General features: G+C 68.2%; 10 protein-coding genes. 4 read left to right on the plus strand and 6 right to left on the minus strand.

Translation table 11 applies throughout. The annotated features are described in order from the left end of the window. Positions 1-259: 259 nt before the first annotated feature. The 3 genes from PYR72_RS34500 to PYR72_RS34510 are packed head-to-tail and all read right to left on the minus strand — an operon-like array spanning position 260 to position 1463. Positions 260-682 carry a hypothetical protein gene (locus PYR72_RS34500; protein WP_275458928.1) on the minus strand — a complete coding sequence of 141 codons (423 nt, stop codon included), beginning with the start codon at positions 680-682 and terminating at the stop codon, positions 260-262. After that, complete coding sequence (locus tag PYR72_RS34505; protein ID WP_275458929.1) at positions 679-885, minus strand: hypothetical protein; 207 nt, start codon at positions 883-885, stop codon at positions 679-681. The genes PYR72_RS34500 and PYR72_RS34505 overlap by 4 nt, the downstream gene beginning before the upstream one ends. Continuing rightward, positions 882-1463, minus strand: coding sequence for a hypothetical protein (locus PYR72_RS34510; protein ID WP_275458930.1), 582 nt, complete (start codon positions 1461-1463; stop codon positions 882-884). The genes PYR72_RS34505 and PYR72_RS34510 overlap by 4 nt, the downstream gene beginning before the upstream one ends. 370 nt (positions 1464-1833) lie before the next feature. Between PYR72_RS34510 and PYR72_RS34515 the strand changes: the two genes are divergently transcribed. The 3 genes from PYR72_RS34515 to PYR72_RS34525 all read left to right on the plus strand — a co-directional run bounded on the left by PYR72_RS34515 (position 1834) and on the right by PYR72_RS34525 (position 4688). Further along, a protein-coding gene (locus tag PYR72_RS34515) for an IS5 family transposase (protein ID WP_275460600.1) occupies positions 1834-2642 on the plus strand; the annotation gives its coding sequence in 2 pieces (ribosomal slippage) (positions 1834-2173 and positions 2173-2642; 810 coding nt in all). A 377-nt stretch (positions 2643-3019) separates the two neighbouring features. Further along, positions 3020-3298: a helix-turn-helix domain-containing protein gene (locus PYR72_RS34520; protein WP_275458931.1), complete on the plus strand. Its 279-nt coding sequence runs from the start codon at positions 3020-3022 to the stop codon at positions 3296-3298. Between the two features lie 127 nt (positions 3299-3425). Then, entirely contained in the window at positions 3426-4688 is a 1263-nt protein-coding gene (locus PYR72_RS34525; RefSeq protein ID WP_275458932.1) for a site-specific integrase, read from the plus strand. Between the two features lie 292 nt (positions 4689-4980). Here PYR72_RS34525 and PYR72_RS34530 read toward each other — a convergent pair whose 3' ends face one another. Beyond that, positions 4981-5127 carry a hypothetical protein gene (locus PYR72_RS34530; protein ID WP_275458933.1) on the minus strand — a complete coding sequence of 49 codons (147 nt, stop codon included), beginning with the start codon at positions 5125-5127 and terminating at the stop codon, positions 4981-4983. A 325-nt stretch (positions 5128-5452) separates the two neighbouring features. On the opposite strand from PYR72_RS34530, the gene PYR72_RS34535 reads away from it, so the two are divergent. Continuing rightward, positions 5453-6775: a hypothetical protein gene (locus PYR72_RS34535; RefSeq protein ID WP_275458934.1), complete on the plus strand. Its 1323-nt coding sequence runs from the start codon at positions 5453-5455 to the stop codon at positions 6773-6775. A 59-nt stretch (positions 6776-6834) separates the two neighbouring features. Here the strand turns inward: PYR72_RS34535 and PYR72_RS34540 are convergent, their stop codons facing one another. Together PYR72_RS34540 and PYR72_RS34545 are read right to left on the minus strand one after the other, a co-directional pair. Next, positions 6835-9099, minus strand: a complete 2265-nt coding sequence (locus PYR72_RS34540; protein WP_275458935.1) for a UvrD-helicase domain-containing protein — start codon at positions 9097-9099, stop codon at positions 6835-6837. Further along, positions 9096-16148: a DEAD/DEAH box helicase gene (locus tag PYR72_RS34545; RefSeq protein ID WP_275458936.1), complete on the minus strand. Its 7053-nt coding sequence runs from the start codon at positions 16146-16148 to the stop codon at positions 9096-9098. Before PYR72_RS34545 ends, PYR72_RS34540 begins: the two co-directional genes overlap by 4 nt. Between the last annotated feature and the right edge of the window lie 207 nt (positions 16149-16355).

A 16355-nucleotide genomic window follows, 5' to 3' on the forward strand; every position in this document is an offset into this window, starting at 1 on the left:
TTGAAGGGGCACCCATGGCCTCTCCCTCTTCCTTGCCCGGCGCTGCTGTTCATCGCGCGAGCGGACTGTGAGCTGCGGCCAGGCACGCTACAGAGCCAGCCGCACTGTCAGGAGAATGTCGCGCCTCTTCACTCGCGTGGGTGACCGTTCGCGGGCGTCCAGTCTTCAGGATCCATAAGGCTTGCCGTCAGGTGAGGGCCGGGCGGCCGGGGCTGTGCACGAACTGCACCCCCGACCACCGCGGTTTTCACGGTCGTCCTCACGCGGCCGTTGCCTTGGTCTTCGCGCGGGCCTGTTGCAGCAGCGCCAGCACCCAGTCCATCACACCCTGGGAGTCCTGGGTGCGGTCGATCTCGCTGAGGACGATCTCCCAGATTTCCCGCGCGCCCGCCGCTTCCGCCTCGTAGTAGGCGTCGCGGACGCCCTCGCGGATCGGGTCCTCGGTGAAGGTGGCGTAGGTGCCGAGGAACTGACGCACCATGAGCCCGTTGGTTTGCCGCGGGTCGTAGGCCATGTGGTGGCCGTCGCTATCGAGCCGGTGAGTGAAGTACTCGTCCGGGCCAAGCGGGGTCTGCTCCACGTGGAGGTGCTGGTTGCCGAGCCCGTCGGGCAGCTGTCCGAAGTGCTCGCACGTGCGGTCGCGAAAGGCATCGAAGCCGGCCCGCGTGGTCAACGTCGTCATACCGTCACCTCCTCCGGCTCGCTGAGGAGGTTGCGCATCGCCGTTTCGACGGCGACCTTCGGGGACCCGCAGACGATGATGAGGACGATCAACTCGTCGGCGAACTTCTCCACGGCCGGGGAGCACGAGCCGGCTTCCCGCATCTTGGTGCGGAACGTCTCTACCTCGTCGATGGCGCGTTCGGTGATGGCCGTGGTCTTCATGCCGCCACCGCCGGTGGGTTGAGGTACGCGGTGCGGACGTTGACGAGCTGGGCGTGGGCTTCGCGCAGGGAGTCGACCTGTTTCTGCAGGCGGCTGATGACCATCTCCAGCGTGTCCGGGTCGAGGTACTCGATGTAGTGGTCGTCGATGGCCTCAATGGCTACGAAGGGCAGCCGCTCCGCTGGCCGTGCAGAGAAGGGGCGGGACTCGATCTGCCAGCCGAGGAAGCGGAAGTCTTCCGGGCTGCCCGTGTCGCACAGCGGGCCGTAGAGGGGCAGCTCGCCGACTGTGCCGGGGATGTTGCAGTAGATGTCGTGCGGGTGCTCGGGCCTGTTGTTGTCCGCATCGTGGTCGACCGTGCAGCCGGGCATGCAGGTCGCGGTCACGTTTTCACCGGTGACGGCGTTGGTGAAGGTGAATGTCCGCCGGACAGTGGGCGCTCCCATGGCGGCGGGCTCATGTTCGGTCGGGGCTGCGGGGATGGATTGGAGCCGGCCGGTCCGGCAGGTGCTCCCGAAAGGCTGGGTGGTCTCGTCCTCGAAGTCGGCGTTCTTAGCGGCCGTTGATAGGTTTTCCATGCTTTGTCTCCTTCATTGCAGGGGTGGGGCTATGGCCTCACCCTCGGGTGTTGAACCCACCGGCCGGGCCCCCTTCTTTGGTGATACGCGCCCTCTCGCAACGAGGTCGAGAGCACTGTCTCGTTTGAGGGGTGCAGGCCCGGAATTGGGTTATTTCGCGGCAACTCGTGCCTAGAATGCGCTCTTTCGGCTGGTAGGTGGCTCCGGGATACCTCCGCCAGCCCTAGGCGCACAGGGCTGCAGGAGCGACCGGGACCGAGGTTGCGACATCGGCCAGCGCATCGATACGCCCGCCCTCTAACTGATCATTTCAGAATGAGTTCGGCTCAGGGGCTTGGCAGTTGGGCTGGTGGGCGGCAGAGTTCTGCAGGTGTCGGATGATCTCGTGCCTGACGATCTGTGGGAGCGTGTCGCCCCGCTGCTCCCGCCTCGCCCGCCGCGGCGTCGGCGGTATCCAGGCAGGCTGCCTGCGGATGACCGTGCGGCTCTGCGCGGGATCGTCTACGTCCTGCGCACGGGCGTGACCTGGGCGGACGTGCCAACAGAGACGATCGGCTGCAGCGGGGTGACGTGCTGGCGGCGCCTGCGTGACTGGACCGAGGCCGGCGTGTGGCCCCGTCTGCACGAGATCCTTCTCGCGGAACTCCGCGGAGCCGGCCTGTTGGACATGGACGATGCCGCGATCGATGGCTCGCATGTACGGGCCTTGAAAGGGGGGCTCACACCGGACCTTCGCCGGTCGACCGTGGCCGCCTCGGCAGCAAGCACCATGTGATCACCGACCGCCACGGAACGCCCCTTGCCGTGGCGTTGACCGGCGGAAACCGTCACGACGTCACCCAGCTCATGCCGCTGCTGGACGCGATCCCCCGCATCCGCGGCCTAGTAGGCAGGCCGCGCCACCGGCCACGGCGGCTCTTCGCCGATCGCGGCTACGACTACGACAAGTACCGCCTACTCCTCCGCGCGCGTGGCATCACACCGAAGATCGCCCGCAAGGGCACCGCCCACGGATCCGGCCTGGGCAAGACCAGATGGGTCGTCGAGCGAACTTTCGCCTGGCTCCACCAGTTCAAACGCCTACGGACCCACTACGAGATACGAGCCGACCTCCACCTCGGACTACTCCAACTCGCCTGCAGCGTCATCTGCTTACGACGCCTTCGAACATCATTCTGAAATGATCAGTAAGAACGGCACGCACGGCTTCATCGGCATGGGGCCGAGACCGTTGGCCTTGAAGGTGCGGCTGGTCTTCCTGGCAGACGCGTCCTGGGAGACCCCGTCACGGGGAACGACAGGATCAGCGCGGCCACGATGAGAGGTGCGACGCGTGGCGAGCCGGGCACATACCTCTGGTGGCGCGGTTCGCAGCTTCGAACGCAGCAGACGATGGCCGTTTACGTTGCGTTATCACGACAAGTCAGCCACACCAAATCGCTGATTCTCCGGAATCTGATCCTGCTCGCCGCAAGCTATCCGCGCGGCTTCGCCACGCGGCGGGCGGGAGCAGGAAAGGTCCGCTGCCTCGTCAGCCTTTACATCGGAGACACACGATGCGTAGCCAGTCCAAACCTGCCGTTGAGGCTGCCTTCTTGAATGTTCAGGACGCTGCGAAGTACATGGGCATCTCAGTGAACACCCTCTACGTCTGGCGTCACCGCCGGCAAGGGCCGCCCAGCTTCCGGATGGGGCCAGGCGGGAGGGTCATGTACCGCCGGGACCTGCTTGATGCGTGGCTCAACGAACAGCAGCAGGCGGACTCGAGGTCGAACCCGGCTCTCAATCCGCTGAGCAAGGCGCCGCAGCAGCGCGAACGACGTCGGGCTGTTTGACCTGGGAGAACGGTTCCGACGAGTTCAGCAGCACTCGGAATTTCATGCGCACGGAGATCGTCTGTGTGTCTGATCGCGACGCAGGTCGTGCCGACAGAACCATGACCAGGCCAAGGAGAAGACGCGCATGGCGGGCTACATCGAGGACCGATGGCTCAAGAAGCGGCCGAACAAGGAGACGGGCAAGCGCGAACGCACTGCGCTCTGGGGCAAGTGCACGCGTTACCGCGTCAAAGGGATACCGGGGGTCCGCGACCGGTCCTTCGATACGGTCGCGGACGCCAAAGCGTGGCTGGCCGAGGCACAGACCGACACACGTCGAGGGGATTTCGTCGACGCGCGGGACGGTGCGATCAGTCTTCGTGAGTACGTCGAGAAGCACTGGTGGCCCTCCCAGGTGCACCCCGCCCAGACGCTGGAAAGCATGAGGCACCGGATCTGGGGGCAGGTGCTGCCGCAGCTTGGAGATCTGGCGCTCAGGGACATCGGCGTCGCGGAGCTGCGCAAGTGGTCGGCCGACGTACAGAGGGCGGTGGCGTCGAGTACCGCCTATGTCGCGTGGGTGTACCTCAAGGCGATCATGCAGGCCGCGGTTGAGGACAAGCGGCTCTACCGCAACCCGTGCAAGGGCAACAGCTCGATCAAGCCGCCGAAGAAGCCGGAGCGCAAGGCTCGCGCCTGGGAGCAGGACCGTGTCGACGCGGTGCGGGAGGCGCTGGCCGACCGCTACCAGATCGCGCTCGACCTCGGCGTCGGATGCGGACTCCGACAGGGTGAGACGTTCGGCTTCAGCCCAGGTGATATCCGTGGCGACTTCGTCCACGTGGAGCGGCAGATCCTCATGTACAAGTCACGGCTGTACTTCGGTCCGCCCAAAGGCGGTAAGGAACGCGATGTGCCGCTGCCGAAGACGCTCGCGAAGCGACTCCTCATTCACCAAGAACGCTTCGACCCAATCGACGTCACCCTGCCGTGGCTGGACCCCGAGGAGCCTGACCTCGCGCGCGAGGACCGGCGGAAGGTCACCGTCCCGTTGCTCGTGTACACCGGCCGGCGCGGCGCGATCAACCGCACCACCTGGAACACCAAGGCGTGGAAGCCCGCGCTCGCCGAAGTGGGAGTCATCCCGCCGCTGCCCGAGCGGCAGCCGGGCGAGAAGCCGTCGCGCGTGTGGGAGCCGAGCCGCGAGCACGGCTTCCACGTCTTGCGCCATACGTACGCCTCGGTGATGCTCGAAGCCGGTGAGTCGATCGTCTCGCTCGCGAAGTGGATGGGGCACTCCGACCCAGCGTTCACGCTCCGGACGTACACGCACTTCATGCCGCAGGCCGGCGCGCGTGGACTGTCCGCCATCGAGGCGTGGTTCACGGACTCGGCCGAAAGTCCCTGAGAAGTCCCAGAGGGCGAAGCCAGCCGCCGGATGGCCGTAAAGATGCAGGTCAGAGCTTGATCGCTCCCTGAGTGGGACTCTACCCGGCGTACAGCCCGACTCGTCTGCCGCTATCCGCCGCTGTCTCGGACAGCGCTGCGAGTTCCTTAAAAGTGCTAGGAGCGGATCGCTGGTGTGGCCCAGGCGAGCCTCCTGAGCCACACCAATGACAGTGAAGCGCTTTGGGCAGATGAAGAGACGTGCGTTCACGCCACCAACTCTGAGCGCTTCAGTTTCTGGCAACTGACTTTGATCAGTCGTCCGCACGCGCTGAGTAGAGCAAAGTGATCGCTACGAGCAGCGCCACGCCGAGGTCGCGAACTTCTGTCGGACTCCAGCCGGCTTGGAGTGTCATGATCAGGATGGTGGCTACTGCGGCAGCCCAGGTTGTGGGACGCATCAGGTTCTCCTTGTGCCGTGTCGTGAGTAGTTGGAGAACGGATACGCGTCTGGTGTGATTGTCCGTGCGTTCGCACGACGTTCCAGCAGGAGAACCGCGGACAACCCTGGGCTGTCCGCGGACAGAGAGGACAACCGGAGTGCCGCAAGCCGGAAGGCCCGCCGGGCCGGTGCGAGGAAACACGTCTCAGGCACGGGAGTTCGCTGTTTGGCTGCGCAAGCTGACCAGGAGCAGAACGCTTCGTCAACTTGAGGAGGACTTCCCCTTCAGTAAGACGCAGTGGGGTGATTACCGCGCAGGTCGCAAACTCCCAACCGAGTCGCTTGTGAACGACTTGGTGAACCGTCTGGTCAGTGAACATCGCCTTCGGGAGATGAAACGAGAAGAGGGGCTACGCTTACTGAAAGCTGCTCAGCAAGCAGCGCAAGGGAAGATCCCAGTGCTGCCATCTCCTGAACGGACTGCTACTGCGGAGATCGCGCTACGGCTCGACGAGGCGCGCAGAGCACAACTGCGGGCTCAGGAGACCGTGCTTGAGACAACACGCCTCGTCTTTATGCTGATGAGCATGGTCGCGGACCTGCAAAAACGCATTGCCACTCTGCAGCAGAGACTATCTATTGCTGAGTCGCCCGCTCACCGCGTCGCGTTGACAGCACAAGTGGCGGAGTCCGAGGACCGCAAAGCGGAAGCGGAAACGCGAATTCACCGAGCCCGTCAGAAGCGCGCCGAAGCCGAGGAGATCCGGACGGCTGCCGAGACCCTGGCCGAAGTCTGCCGACGCGAACTGAGCATGCCCAGGCAACAGGGAAGTGTCCCCAACGTGTCACCCGCGGGATCGGCCGGTGCCGACGCGGCAGTCTTGCAGGGGGTCGCTCCCGTACGCCCTTTGTTCGAGTACGACCACGCGCTTGAGAACGCGGATGAGGCACTTGACGAGCAGGAAGCCCGCCTCGGTGAACTGCGGAGAAAGCTTGCCGCGTTCGTGGACGGCGGCGTGAATGAAGGCCCACTTGTCCGTGGTGAGTTCGTCAAGGCTGCGGACAACTCCCTCACCAGCGGTGACGGGATGGCTCGTCCGGTGCAGGTGACTTCGGACGACGACAGCGAGGGGGGTTGGTCGCGAGGCGTTGCGGCGGTGAGTGCCTTGCTCCTGTTGGTGGTCTCGGGCGTTGCCTGTGACCTTTATTTCAACCCTGACAGCATGTCTCGCCCTGCCTTCTACTCAGGCGACAGGCCGGAGGGGAGCATAGACGAAGGCTTTTACCGCTGGGAGCTTCCTCGCGGTACCAAGAAGACGAAGACGTCGGACGAGTGGGACATCACCACCACCTTCCTTGCTGGTACTGGCCGTCGAGCGAGGGGAGGCGGAACGGTCATCATCCATGCTGAACGCGTCCAGGGCACACTCCACTACCAGGCTGACGGCTGCGCAGGGACCGTGGAGTGGAAGATCTCAGCCAACAACGCAAACCTCACCGAAGGCTTCGTGAGTCAGCAGAGACCCAAGCAGGGGGCGAACGGCACCTCATCCATGACCTTCACGAAGTTCACACTGGCAGCTCGCCGTACCGACGCGAAGGAGTGCCCGGTGAGCCTGCAGTTGAGCGATCCGCTGGTTTCCGCGAACTCTATTGGTCGTGGGTGAATATGCCGCTCTCGTTGTGCGACGACTCCTGATGGCATGCAGCGCGCTTTGGGCGTGACTCAGGAAGGAAAGCGACGCAAGAACGGGCTCGGGGTGCCGTGCCAGAAGATGTCGAGGCTGTCGCGTGCCCGGGTTACCGCCACGAACAGGAGGGATCGCGCTCTTTGGAGTTCTCTCCGATAACGGGCGGGATCCACCTGGCGCAATTGGTTGACCTGCTCGCGGGGGACCAGGCCATCGCTGACACCCGCGATGATCATGCGCTGGTACTCCAGCCCCTTGAACCGGAACATGGTTCCGACATGGACTCCGGCCTCCCCCCTCGCGCCGTCGGCTCCGATCTCCATGGCCCGGATGCCGTGTTCCCCGAGAGTGTGTCCCAGCTCGCTCGCCATCAGATTGGTAGGGACACAGATGGCGATCTGCTCGTGTGCGATGCGCTCCTCAGGGTGGGCGTCCCAGGCCAGGATGTGTGCGGCGATCGCCTCGCGTTCCGTCTGCCAGTCCGCGCACGGGTGCATGCCGGGCGCGCTGCCACTGAGCACGGAGCGGTATCCGGCGAGAGTCTCGGAGTTCCCGTCGAGGTCGTCGTAGGTCTCCTCGCCCAGAACCTCCAGCGCGGAGCGCAGGATCTGCCGGGTGGTGCGGTAGCTGAGGCTGAGCTTCGCGGATCGGCCTCGGATGTTGATACCGAGGCTGCCGAGGGTCACCTGGTTCTTGTAGATGCGCTGGTGGGTGTCGCCGACGAGGAAGAGGTCATCCGAGTCACGGGCGGTCATGGCGCGCAGCATCTTCCAGTGTGCGGGGCGCAGGTCCTGAGCCTCGTCGACCACGATGTGCCGGTACCGGTAACGCAGCCAGCCGCCCGAGCCGTCCTGGAGGTGGATGTTGTCCAGACCACCCGCTTCCTCCCGCTGCCGTTCGATGGCGCGGATACGCTGCTCGCGCCCTATCTCCAGTCGCGCGGCCCGTTCGGCGACCTGGTCCCACGTCTGGCGGCCCAACCGGTCCAGACGTTGCGTGAAGCGTTCGGCGAGCTGCCAGATGCCGGCCCTTTCGGCTCGGCCGATGTTCTTGCCGCGTCCGGCCCGGCGGGCCCGGAAGTAATCGGTGCGGGTGCCGACGGCCTGTCCGAGGATCACCTGCGTCCACTCGTCGTGCAGGAACTCCGCGTCCCAGCCGCTCTCGCCGAGTTCGTCGAGCATCGCTCGCCATTCCCGCACCGCTTGGCTGTCGTCGATGTTCTGCTTACGGCTGCCGGGCTCCGCTTCCCTCACGACGCGCAGCGCGAGCTGGTCGACGTGGCTCACCTCCACCCGCGACAGCAGCTGCTCACCGCCCAGTTCCAGGAGGCGGGAGCGCAGGTCGGCAGCGAGGTTCTTGTTGTAGGTGGTCAGCAGCACCGGCTTGTTGTGACCAGGCGGCAGCTGGGACACGAGGTGGCGGACGCGGTGCAGCGCGACGATGGTTTTTCCGGTCCCCGGCCCGCCGCCGACCCGTGCGGGACCGGAGTAGCGGCGCTCGACCAGTTTGGACTGGGCGGGGTGGAGGAACACCTTCCAGCGGCCGAAGTCCCCTGCCTCCAGCGCCTCGCGCAACGCGTCGTCGGAGGTGGTGACGACCGTGGCCGGCCGTTCGGCTGCCGTCTGGAAGTCCTCGGTGTCGACGGGCTCCGGAGCGGCGACGGGGGCGGTGACCTCGTCCCGTACTACTTCGAACGGCTTTCCGTCGTAGAGCGCGAGCAGGACTTCGCCCGTGAGCTGCGGTGCGTACTCGATCAGACCGAGGAGCTGCTCATCGGTGGTGAGGGAGCGGATGACCGGAACCAGGGGCTCGGCCACGCCCAGTTCGATCAGCTGCCCGTCGGTCCAGGCGGCGAACAGCGGCTCGGCACCGAGCGGTTGGGCTTCGGTCAGGGCAGCAGCGGGAACGGCCGCTGCGGCGGGCGGCGACTCCTGCGGCGGGATGCGCCGCAGCACGCTGTCCTCCACCACCTGGAGGTCGACGTACTCGATCCCGCCTGTGACGGTGTTGATTCCGTACGCCAGCCGGTCGTAGACCTCCTTGCGGTGCTTGACCGAGACGATGAGCCAGTCGTCCTCGGCCAGTCTGAGCAGGAGGGCGCGGTACTCGTCGTTGATCCGGGCGGACCAGATCCGGCTGTCGCCCTTGAGCTGCTTGAGCTTGAGCCCTGGCGTCCGAGGGTTCTCCTTGAACTTGTGCTGGAAATCGAACAGCGCGCCCTTGACCGTGCGCGGGAGCCGGAGGATCTCCTTGTCCGCCTTGTCGAGCAGGCGCAGCGTCACGCCCCCGGTCCTCGTCATGCCAGCTCCCCGTCTTCGTTCTCGTTCTCGTCGTACTTGTTCGTGCCGGTGTCAGGTCGCCCGGCCTCTGCAGGACTGCCCTCGGGCGTCCGCGCGGCGGTAACGCCGAGGCGTGCGGCGATCTCCTCCGCAGTCCACCCGCTCGCCGGACGCACGTCCCAACGGGCGGCGGCGAAGGCCCGGTCACGGTCCTGCGCCTCGTGATCCGGCTCCTCGGGTGTTCCCTGATGCGCCAGCACCACGCCGATGCGGGCGTCGGGCCAGGCCAGTTCGGCCTGCCAGCCGTGTGCGTCGAGTTCGTAGCCGTCCTCGGGCGCGGGAGCGCCGAGGTCGGCGAGCGCGTGAGCCAGTTCGGCCAGGCCTGCTTCGTCGGGGTCCACGTACTCCAGTACCGCGTCCCAGGCTCCGTCCCGCTCGGGTCGTGTCTGGGACGGTGGCTCCTCCGTCGTTCGCGCCGGTACAGCGGGCAGCCCGGCGGTCACGGTGATCGGTGGCAGGCTGTCCTCAGCCCGCTGAGGCCCGCCGTCGACGGCCGGCGTTACCCGAGTCGAGGACAGCCACCCCTGGCCGCCGGTCACGGTCAGCACGTCGGCGGTGAAGCCGTCGAGCAGTGAGGTGGTGAGCTGTGCACTGTCGCCCCCGCCGTGCTCCAGGAACTGCAGCACGTTGCTCCAGTACAGCCAGGCCTGCCAACGCCGCTTGTGGGTCTGCTCTTCCGCGACGGCGTGGTCGCTGTCGTCCAGGAGTGTCAGCCCCGTCCACGTCGGGGGACGGTGCCGCACGTCGGCGACCAGAACGAGCCGGCATCCGGACCGGTCCGTGGCCGTGAGGACGCGCAGGGGCCCCTTCGGTTCCTTCACGGCCTCGTCACGCAACGCCGCCTCGACGGCTCGGCCGACCGCATCCGCTGTGACCGGTGCGTCCCGTAGGCTGGGGGTACCGAGGAGGCCCGCCACGGTCGCTTCGGCGCGGTGGTGCCATCGTTGCGCGTCCGGGGCCCGGAGGTAGGCGAGCAGCAGTTCGGCCGGGTTTACCCAGACGGTTTCCGACAGCTCGCCGGGCAGCCCGCCCCGGGTCTGGGCATAGTAGGAGCGCGCCCGGTCCTGCGCCGCCCGGTCGTACGGCATCCACACCGGATCGACGGGGGCGACTCCGGCATAGCCGGTGTCGCGGACGCGGCGCCGCCACTCCTTGACGTCGTAGTACGTCAGTTGGAACACCCGCAGCCCGTCGGCCCGCAGCCGAGCTCGTTTTGTCGCGTCGTCCGCGAGACGGTTGTGCTCGGGGCTCGCGTGATACCGGTATCCGTCCAGATAGACGGCGAGCCGTGGACCGGGAGCGTCGAGCCGTTCGAAGAGCACGTCGGGGCGGGTCCCGTCGAGGACGCGCTGCTGGGAGACCCGCCAGCTCACGGTGTCTCCGTCGCCCGTCGTCAGTCGCAGGTCCAGCGCCCTGGTGCCCGCCGGGGTGGTGTACGTGTCCGCCGCCGCCCGGGACTCGGGCTGTTTGGCCCACTCCTCCAGTGTGTCGACGAACATGACCTCCAGGTCGCTCTCCGCCTGCTGTTCCAGTGGGATCTGACGGGTTGTCGAGACAGGCGAAGTCCGCCAGCGCTCACCGTCGGCACCCAGGAGTTCGTCCAGCATGGACTGCACCTCGCGGCGGGAGACCCGGTCGTAGTCCGACGGGGGCACCCTGCGCAGAAGGCACTGGTGGCAGCCGTCCAACTCCTTCTGCTGGCACGGGCAGCTCTCGATGACCTCGCGCGCCTTCAGCAGCACCTCACGGAACCCGGCCGCGGATGCCAGTCGGTGCAGATAGCCGGTGCCGCCGGGCAGCCGGTCGTAGACGACGAGGAAACGCCGCGGGAAGTCGGAGCCGAGCTGTTCCGGACTGTCCGGCATCGAGGCCGTGGCGATCTCGATGTGGTCGGGGTCGCCGCCGTAGCGCGCCGCGATGCCGGCGAAGAGTGCCGCGGTGAAGGAGGCGAGCCGCTCCCGGGCGCGTGTCACGGAGGCGGGCAGCAGAATTCGTACGGCTTCCGTGGTCAACTCGTGGGCCAGCAGCAGCGGTACGTCCTGACCCGCTCCCTGCCTCGCGCCGTGGTCGGAGCCCTGAGTGCGCCGCCGGGGGCACCAGAGCAGATGGTGGGCGCTCCCCCTCGTGGCGGCGGCCCCCGATTCGGTCAGCGCGTGCTGCGACTGGTCGACGACCGGTCTGCCGTCCGCCGTAGCGCCGCCGCAACTCGTGCAGACGTAGAAGGGGTTGATCCGGACGTCCTCGCCCGCCAGTGGAACCGTGGAGCTGCCGTCCTGCCTGTCGAGTCCCAGGTTCAGTGTTCTGATGACGGCTCGGCGGGAGAAGTCCACGCCGAAGGTCGCCGTGTCGTGCCGCCAGGAACCGGTCGCCAGGTGCGCGGGGTCGATGTCCACGGTGGTGAGGACCGCGTACTGTCTGCGGGCGCGCTCGTCACGGTCGTCGCGCACGCGTGCGTCGTCCCGCTTGTCCCGGGCCACGACCCGGCGCGACTGAAGCACGTACTGCACACAGCCCGCGTCCGCGATCTCGCGCCCGTCGCAGCGCGGACAGGGGGACGTGTCGGTCTGGGCGTCGCGTGTGCGCACGTATCCGCAGGACGGACAGAGCCGCCACACCGACCAGGCGCGGCGTTCCGGGCTGCCGATGTCGAGGGCGCGCACCACGTGCTTGTATCCGTTGACGTAGAAGCTGTTGCCCGGGGCGAGCTCGGTGAGGGCGATCTTGCGGGAGCGCTCGTAGTCGCGGGTCTCGCTGCGGTGGACGCGAGGCGTACCGGCGGGGGACCGGTGATCCCTCGGCGAGTCGGTCCCGCCGGGGGCATCGGCTGTCTCGTCGGTGTCCGAGGGGACCTCGGACCAGTACAGCGTGGCCTCCAGTTGGGTCGTGGTGTCGGCCAGGCTGTAGTTCGGCAGGAGACCCAGCTCGACCAGCGTGCCGTGCGCGCTGGTCCGGCTCAGGTCCCGCAGCAGATCGCCGGTGCTGCGGCGCTCGGCGAGCAGTTCCCGCCGCTCCCGGTCCTGGACCTCGTCCGTGCGGGCCAGTGAGTCGACGGCCTCGTCGATCGCGGCGATCCGGCGCCGCAGCTCCTCCCGCCGTCCGGTCCAGTCCTCCTCCGCCTCCTGGAGCGCGCGCACGATCCCCCCGGTCGCGTACGCCCGGAGTGCGTCGGCGGCATGGGCGGACACTCCGGCGTCTTCACCGTCCCGTGCGGCGGAGTCGTCTTGGCCCCGTACGGGGGACCCGGCCTCGGGAAACAGGGCCAGGAACTGTTCGACGAGCGTCGCCCCATGCGTCTGCGCGGCATCCGCGAGGTCCTGGCACCAACCCGTCGTGCCGAAGAGAGCGGAGGCCAGCCGGGGCACCGGCTGCAACTGCTCGCCGTCCGCGGTCCTGAGGCCGCCCCGCGCGGCGAGGTCCAGCAGCCACGCGGTGTACTGGCGGCGCAGGATCTCCACCGCCGACAGATAGCAGCCCGGCGGCACGATGTCGCCGGCGATCATCTCTCGCGGCTGGTCCAGGTAGTACAGGTCTCGGGCCCGGCGTCCGCCGAAGGCGACGACCAACGCGTTGCCGGTCTTGCGTCCCGCGCGGCCCGACTGCTGCACATAGTTGGCGGGCCCCTTCGGCAGCGAGCCGATGAGTACGGCCGACAGGTCGCCGATGTCGATGCCGAGTTCCAGCGTGGGTGTGCAGGACAGCACGTTCGGGTCGGTGTAGTGCGTTCCGGCGCGGAAGGCCCGCTCGACCTGCTCCCGTTGGGCACGGGTCAGCATGCCGGTGTGCTCAGCGGTCACCACACGGAAGGTGCCGCCGGTCAGGTACAGGCGCCGGTAGTAGTCGTTCGTGTAGTCGCGTTCCTGGAGAACACTGAAGCCAGAGCTGGTGACGCCCCCGCTGCCGCCGAGCGGTTCGGACGGTGTCGAGCGGCGCACCCCCGGTTGCGGTGGCGTCAGGTATCCCTTGCAGCGGTAGCGCGGGCACGGGTGGCCGTACCAGCGGGTCCGCCGCTCCGGCGGCACGACCTGCTGCCAGCCGCAGTCCTCGCACGCCACGAACGCCTTGTTGACGATCGAGTCGTCCAGCAGCCGCACCTGGATGTGGCCGGGCTGAAGGCCGTAGACGCGTGTGGTGCGGTCCTTCGCCGTCCGCACGCTGAGTACATGCTCGTCGGCGAGGGCGGGCAGCAGCCGACGGAGGTACTCGGTGGCCCCGGCGGCGTCCAGTCCCAGGCAGCGGCGGGTCCAGTCCTGGAACCAGCCGAGACGGCCGGTGACCACGTCGAACTCGGACCGGTCCTTCTGCCCGTCCAGCAGGAACCGCGGTGGAGCGACCCCGTCCGGGAACGCGGGCATGCCGTCGGGCCGCCGCCCGCTGATCAGGAACCGGTCGGTGCCGGCCTCCCGCATCCACTGCTCCAGCCACCGGTGCCGGACCGCGCCGCGCAGCCGCAGTCGCTCCAGAAGGCCTCGCACGTAGGCGAGATACCGCTCAGGCGTGGGAAGACCGCCCGTCATCACCATCTGGCCCGGCAGCGCGAGGTGCAGATCGCGGGCGAGAGCGGTGACCCGCTCAGGGTTCTCCACCACGACCTCGGCGGCGGCGGTCCGCGTGAGCTCCAGGGTGCGGCCCAGCCGTGACCGCAGCCCGAACTCCATGACCGTGGCGAACGCGAGCCGCTCACCGATCAGCCGCCAGGTGCGGGCGTCTCCGGTGCCGCGCCCCGACAGCACCCGGTCGACACCCGGCTCGTCGTGCAGATCCGGCGGTACGACGGCGGCCAGCGCCTCGGGGTCGTCCACCGAGTCGAGTACGTTGCCGATCAGGTCGTTCAGCGCGGTCGCGGTCCCGGAGTCGTCGAGGTTGTGCGCGAGCAGCGACCTCAGCGAGAACTTGTACGAGGCGTTGGCGACGTATCCGGCGCGGTGCGCGGCGTCCTGCGTGGAGTCGTTGAACAGCAGTGTCTTGCGTTCCTCCGGTACCAGCGCGATGTCCCCGCCCGTGAAGAGCTGGGTGACCGTGGCCGAGGCCAGCGCCGCCTGCGCCGTACCGAGGAACCGGATGCTGTTGTCGGTGTTGCAGGCCGGACAGCGGTCGTCCCTCGCCGCCTTGTCGGCGGTCTTCTTGTCGAGCAGCGCGAGCGCGAACCAGGCGTCCACCAGGTCCCCGTCGTCTCCTGCCGTCGGCAGCCGGTAGGTGCCCTGCGCGCCGTCGAGAACCACCACGGAGAGCGGGTCGACGCCGCTGCCCGCGGGCAGTCGTCCGGCCAGCGCGTCGAGTGCCTGGCGCCGCTCCGGCTCGGTAGCGGAGACGAAGTAGCGGATGCGGCGCTTGTCGCGGCCGACGCCGGCCCGCCAGATCCGGTCCTGCGCCATGACGAGCTGCTGCGGATCGGCCTCCGGGGACAGCGCGGCCCAGCCGGAGCGCCCACACGCGCGGCAGTACACGGCGGGCAGTTGGACCTGGGCGGGGCGCACCGCCGTGTCCGTGCCCGCAAGGGGCTGCGGCCGGTTCGCCCCGGCCGCGGATCCACTGCCGGCGGAGAGACCGTCCTCCTCGTCCGACGGCGGACCTGCCACCAGGGCGGCGCGCCTGGCCTGCGCGCGGTCGTCCTCGTACCAGCGGAACTCCGGTGTCCGGCCCACCCCGCGCAGCACACGCGTCACCGGCCGCACCCAGAGATGGGCCTCCACATGCAGCAGCGGACGCGGGCGCCGCTCGTCGGAGTCCGGGTCCCGGGCGGCGGACAGCAGGGCCACGAAACGGGCCAGGGCTTGCAGCACCAGCTGAGGATTCTCCCGGGCGGTGCGCCCCCAGGCGTATCCGAAGCGCGCGAGCCGGTCCCTCAGGCCCCACTCGTCCAGCGGCTCGCCGTCGAGCAGCGCGAGGATGCCCTGGGTGAAGTCGTGCCGCTTCAGCAGACGGCCGACGCGGAAGGCGTCGAGGCCCTGCCGCCCGAGCATACGAGCGGCGAGCCCGTCCAGGTCCAACAGATCCGGTGTCGCCTCCACCCCGATGCCGCCCGACGCCGCGATGACCTCCTGGGGAGTAGGCGGCTCGGGAAGCGCGTAGTCGACCTCGCCGGTGAACTCCTCGGCGCTCATCCGCTCCTCGCCGATCACCGAGTCCGCCGTGAACGGCATGCCGAACACCTGCGCGGCCACGTCCAGGATGCCCCCCGCCGGCGTGCCCGCCCTCCCCGCCCCGAGCGTCGCCGAGGTCGCCACGGGGCAGATCCGCCCCAGCGGGCGGTCCGGCCGCGTGGCGCCGACCGCCGTCGCCAGCCGTCGCAGCAACATGGCCACGTCGGTGCCCTGGGCACCGTCGTAGGTGTGGAACTCGTCCAGCACCACGTACGCGACGTCCGCGCCCTCCCACAGCGCCCGGTCCTCACCCCGCTGCAGCAACAGGTCCAGCATCTTGTAGTTGGTGATCAGCACGTCCGGCGGGGAGACACGCATCTCCTCGCGGCGGGTCATGACCCGACGGAAGTCGGTGTCCGGCCGGTCGCCGATGTACAGACCCGCGGTCACCTGGGCGAGGTCGGGCGCGGTCAGGTAATCGCTGATGCGGCCCGCCTGGTCGGTGGCGAGCGCGTTCATCGGATACAGCAGGACGGCTTTCACGCCGCGCCGCCCGAGAGCTTTCTGCCGTCGGCAGTGGTCGAGCACCGGCACCAGGAAAGACTCCGTCTTTCCGGAACCCGTGCCGGTCGTCACGAGCGTCGGCTCGGCCTCCCTGCCGCCGAGCGTGCTGAGCCGCTGCCACGCCTTGGCCTGGTGCCGCCACGGCGTGAACCCGGGCCGCCACTCCAGATGCCGCTCCCACCCGTCGTCCGCCTTGTGGAACGGCGTCCTGATCCGCAGGTACGGCCCTCGGAAGATCCCCGACTCGGGGTCCCCCAGGAACCGTTCCAGGGCGCGGCGGGTGTCGTCGTCGGCCAGCGCGTAGGTCGTCGTGAGGTACTGCGTCAGACTGCCCCGCAGTTGCGCGGCGGCCAGAGTGGGTTTCACGACGCTCCCCTTCGTCTGCGGATCCCGAGACGCTTGCGTGGCAGCGGTCGCCTCGTGTGGTGCCGGTTCGTGTGGTGCGGATCAACCGTATAGCGCAGGTCGGACAGTGTGTGAGGGGACGGGTACACCTGGGGACCGGGCGATCGGCCCGGGGGTCCCCCTTGTGACTGCCACAGCGGCTCGTGCCCAGAACCGCCCCGGTGGCCG

The sequence above is a fragment of the Streptomyces sp. VNUA24 genome (assembly GCF_029167005.1).
In the GTDB taxonomy this organism is placed as follows: Bacteria; Actinomycetota; Actinomycetes; order Streptomycetales; family Streptomycetaceae; genus Streptomyces; species Streptomyces scabiei.

What these genes read in the sequence shown, in the direction of transcription:
- PYR72_RS34530 (WP_275458933.1), bottom strand. Translation starts at nt 5,127, where the DNA reads ATGCGTCCCACAACCTGGGCTGCCGCAGTAGCCACCATCCTGATCATG.
- PYR72_RS34540 (WP_275458935.1), bottom strand. Translation starts at nt 9,099, where the DNA reads ATGACGAGGACCGGGGGCGTGACGCTGCGCCTGCTCGACAAGGCGGAC.
- PYR72_RS34505 (WP_275458929.1), bottom strand. Translation starts at nt 885, where the DNA reads ATGAAGACCACGGCCATCACCGAACGCGCCATCGACGAGGTAGAGACG.
- PYR72_RS34510 (WP_275458930.1), bottom strand. Translation starts at nt 1,463, where the DNA reads ATGGAAAACCTATCAACGGCCGCTAAGAACGCCGACTTCGAGGACGAG.
- PYR72_RS34525 (WP_275458932.1), top strand. Translation starts at nt 3,426, where the DNA reads ATGGCGGGCTACATCGAGGACCGATGGCTCAAGAAGCGGCCGAACAAG.
- PYR72_RS34520 (WP_275458931.1), top strand. Translation starts at nt 3,020, where the DNA reads ATGCGTAGCCAGTCCAAACCTGCCGTTGAGGCTGCCTTCTTGAATGTT.
- PYR72_RS34500 (WP_275458928.1), bottom strand. Translation starts at nt 682, where the DNA reads ATGACGACGTTGACCACGCGGGCCGGCTTCGATGCCTTTCGCGACCGC.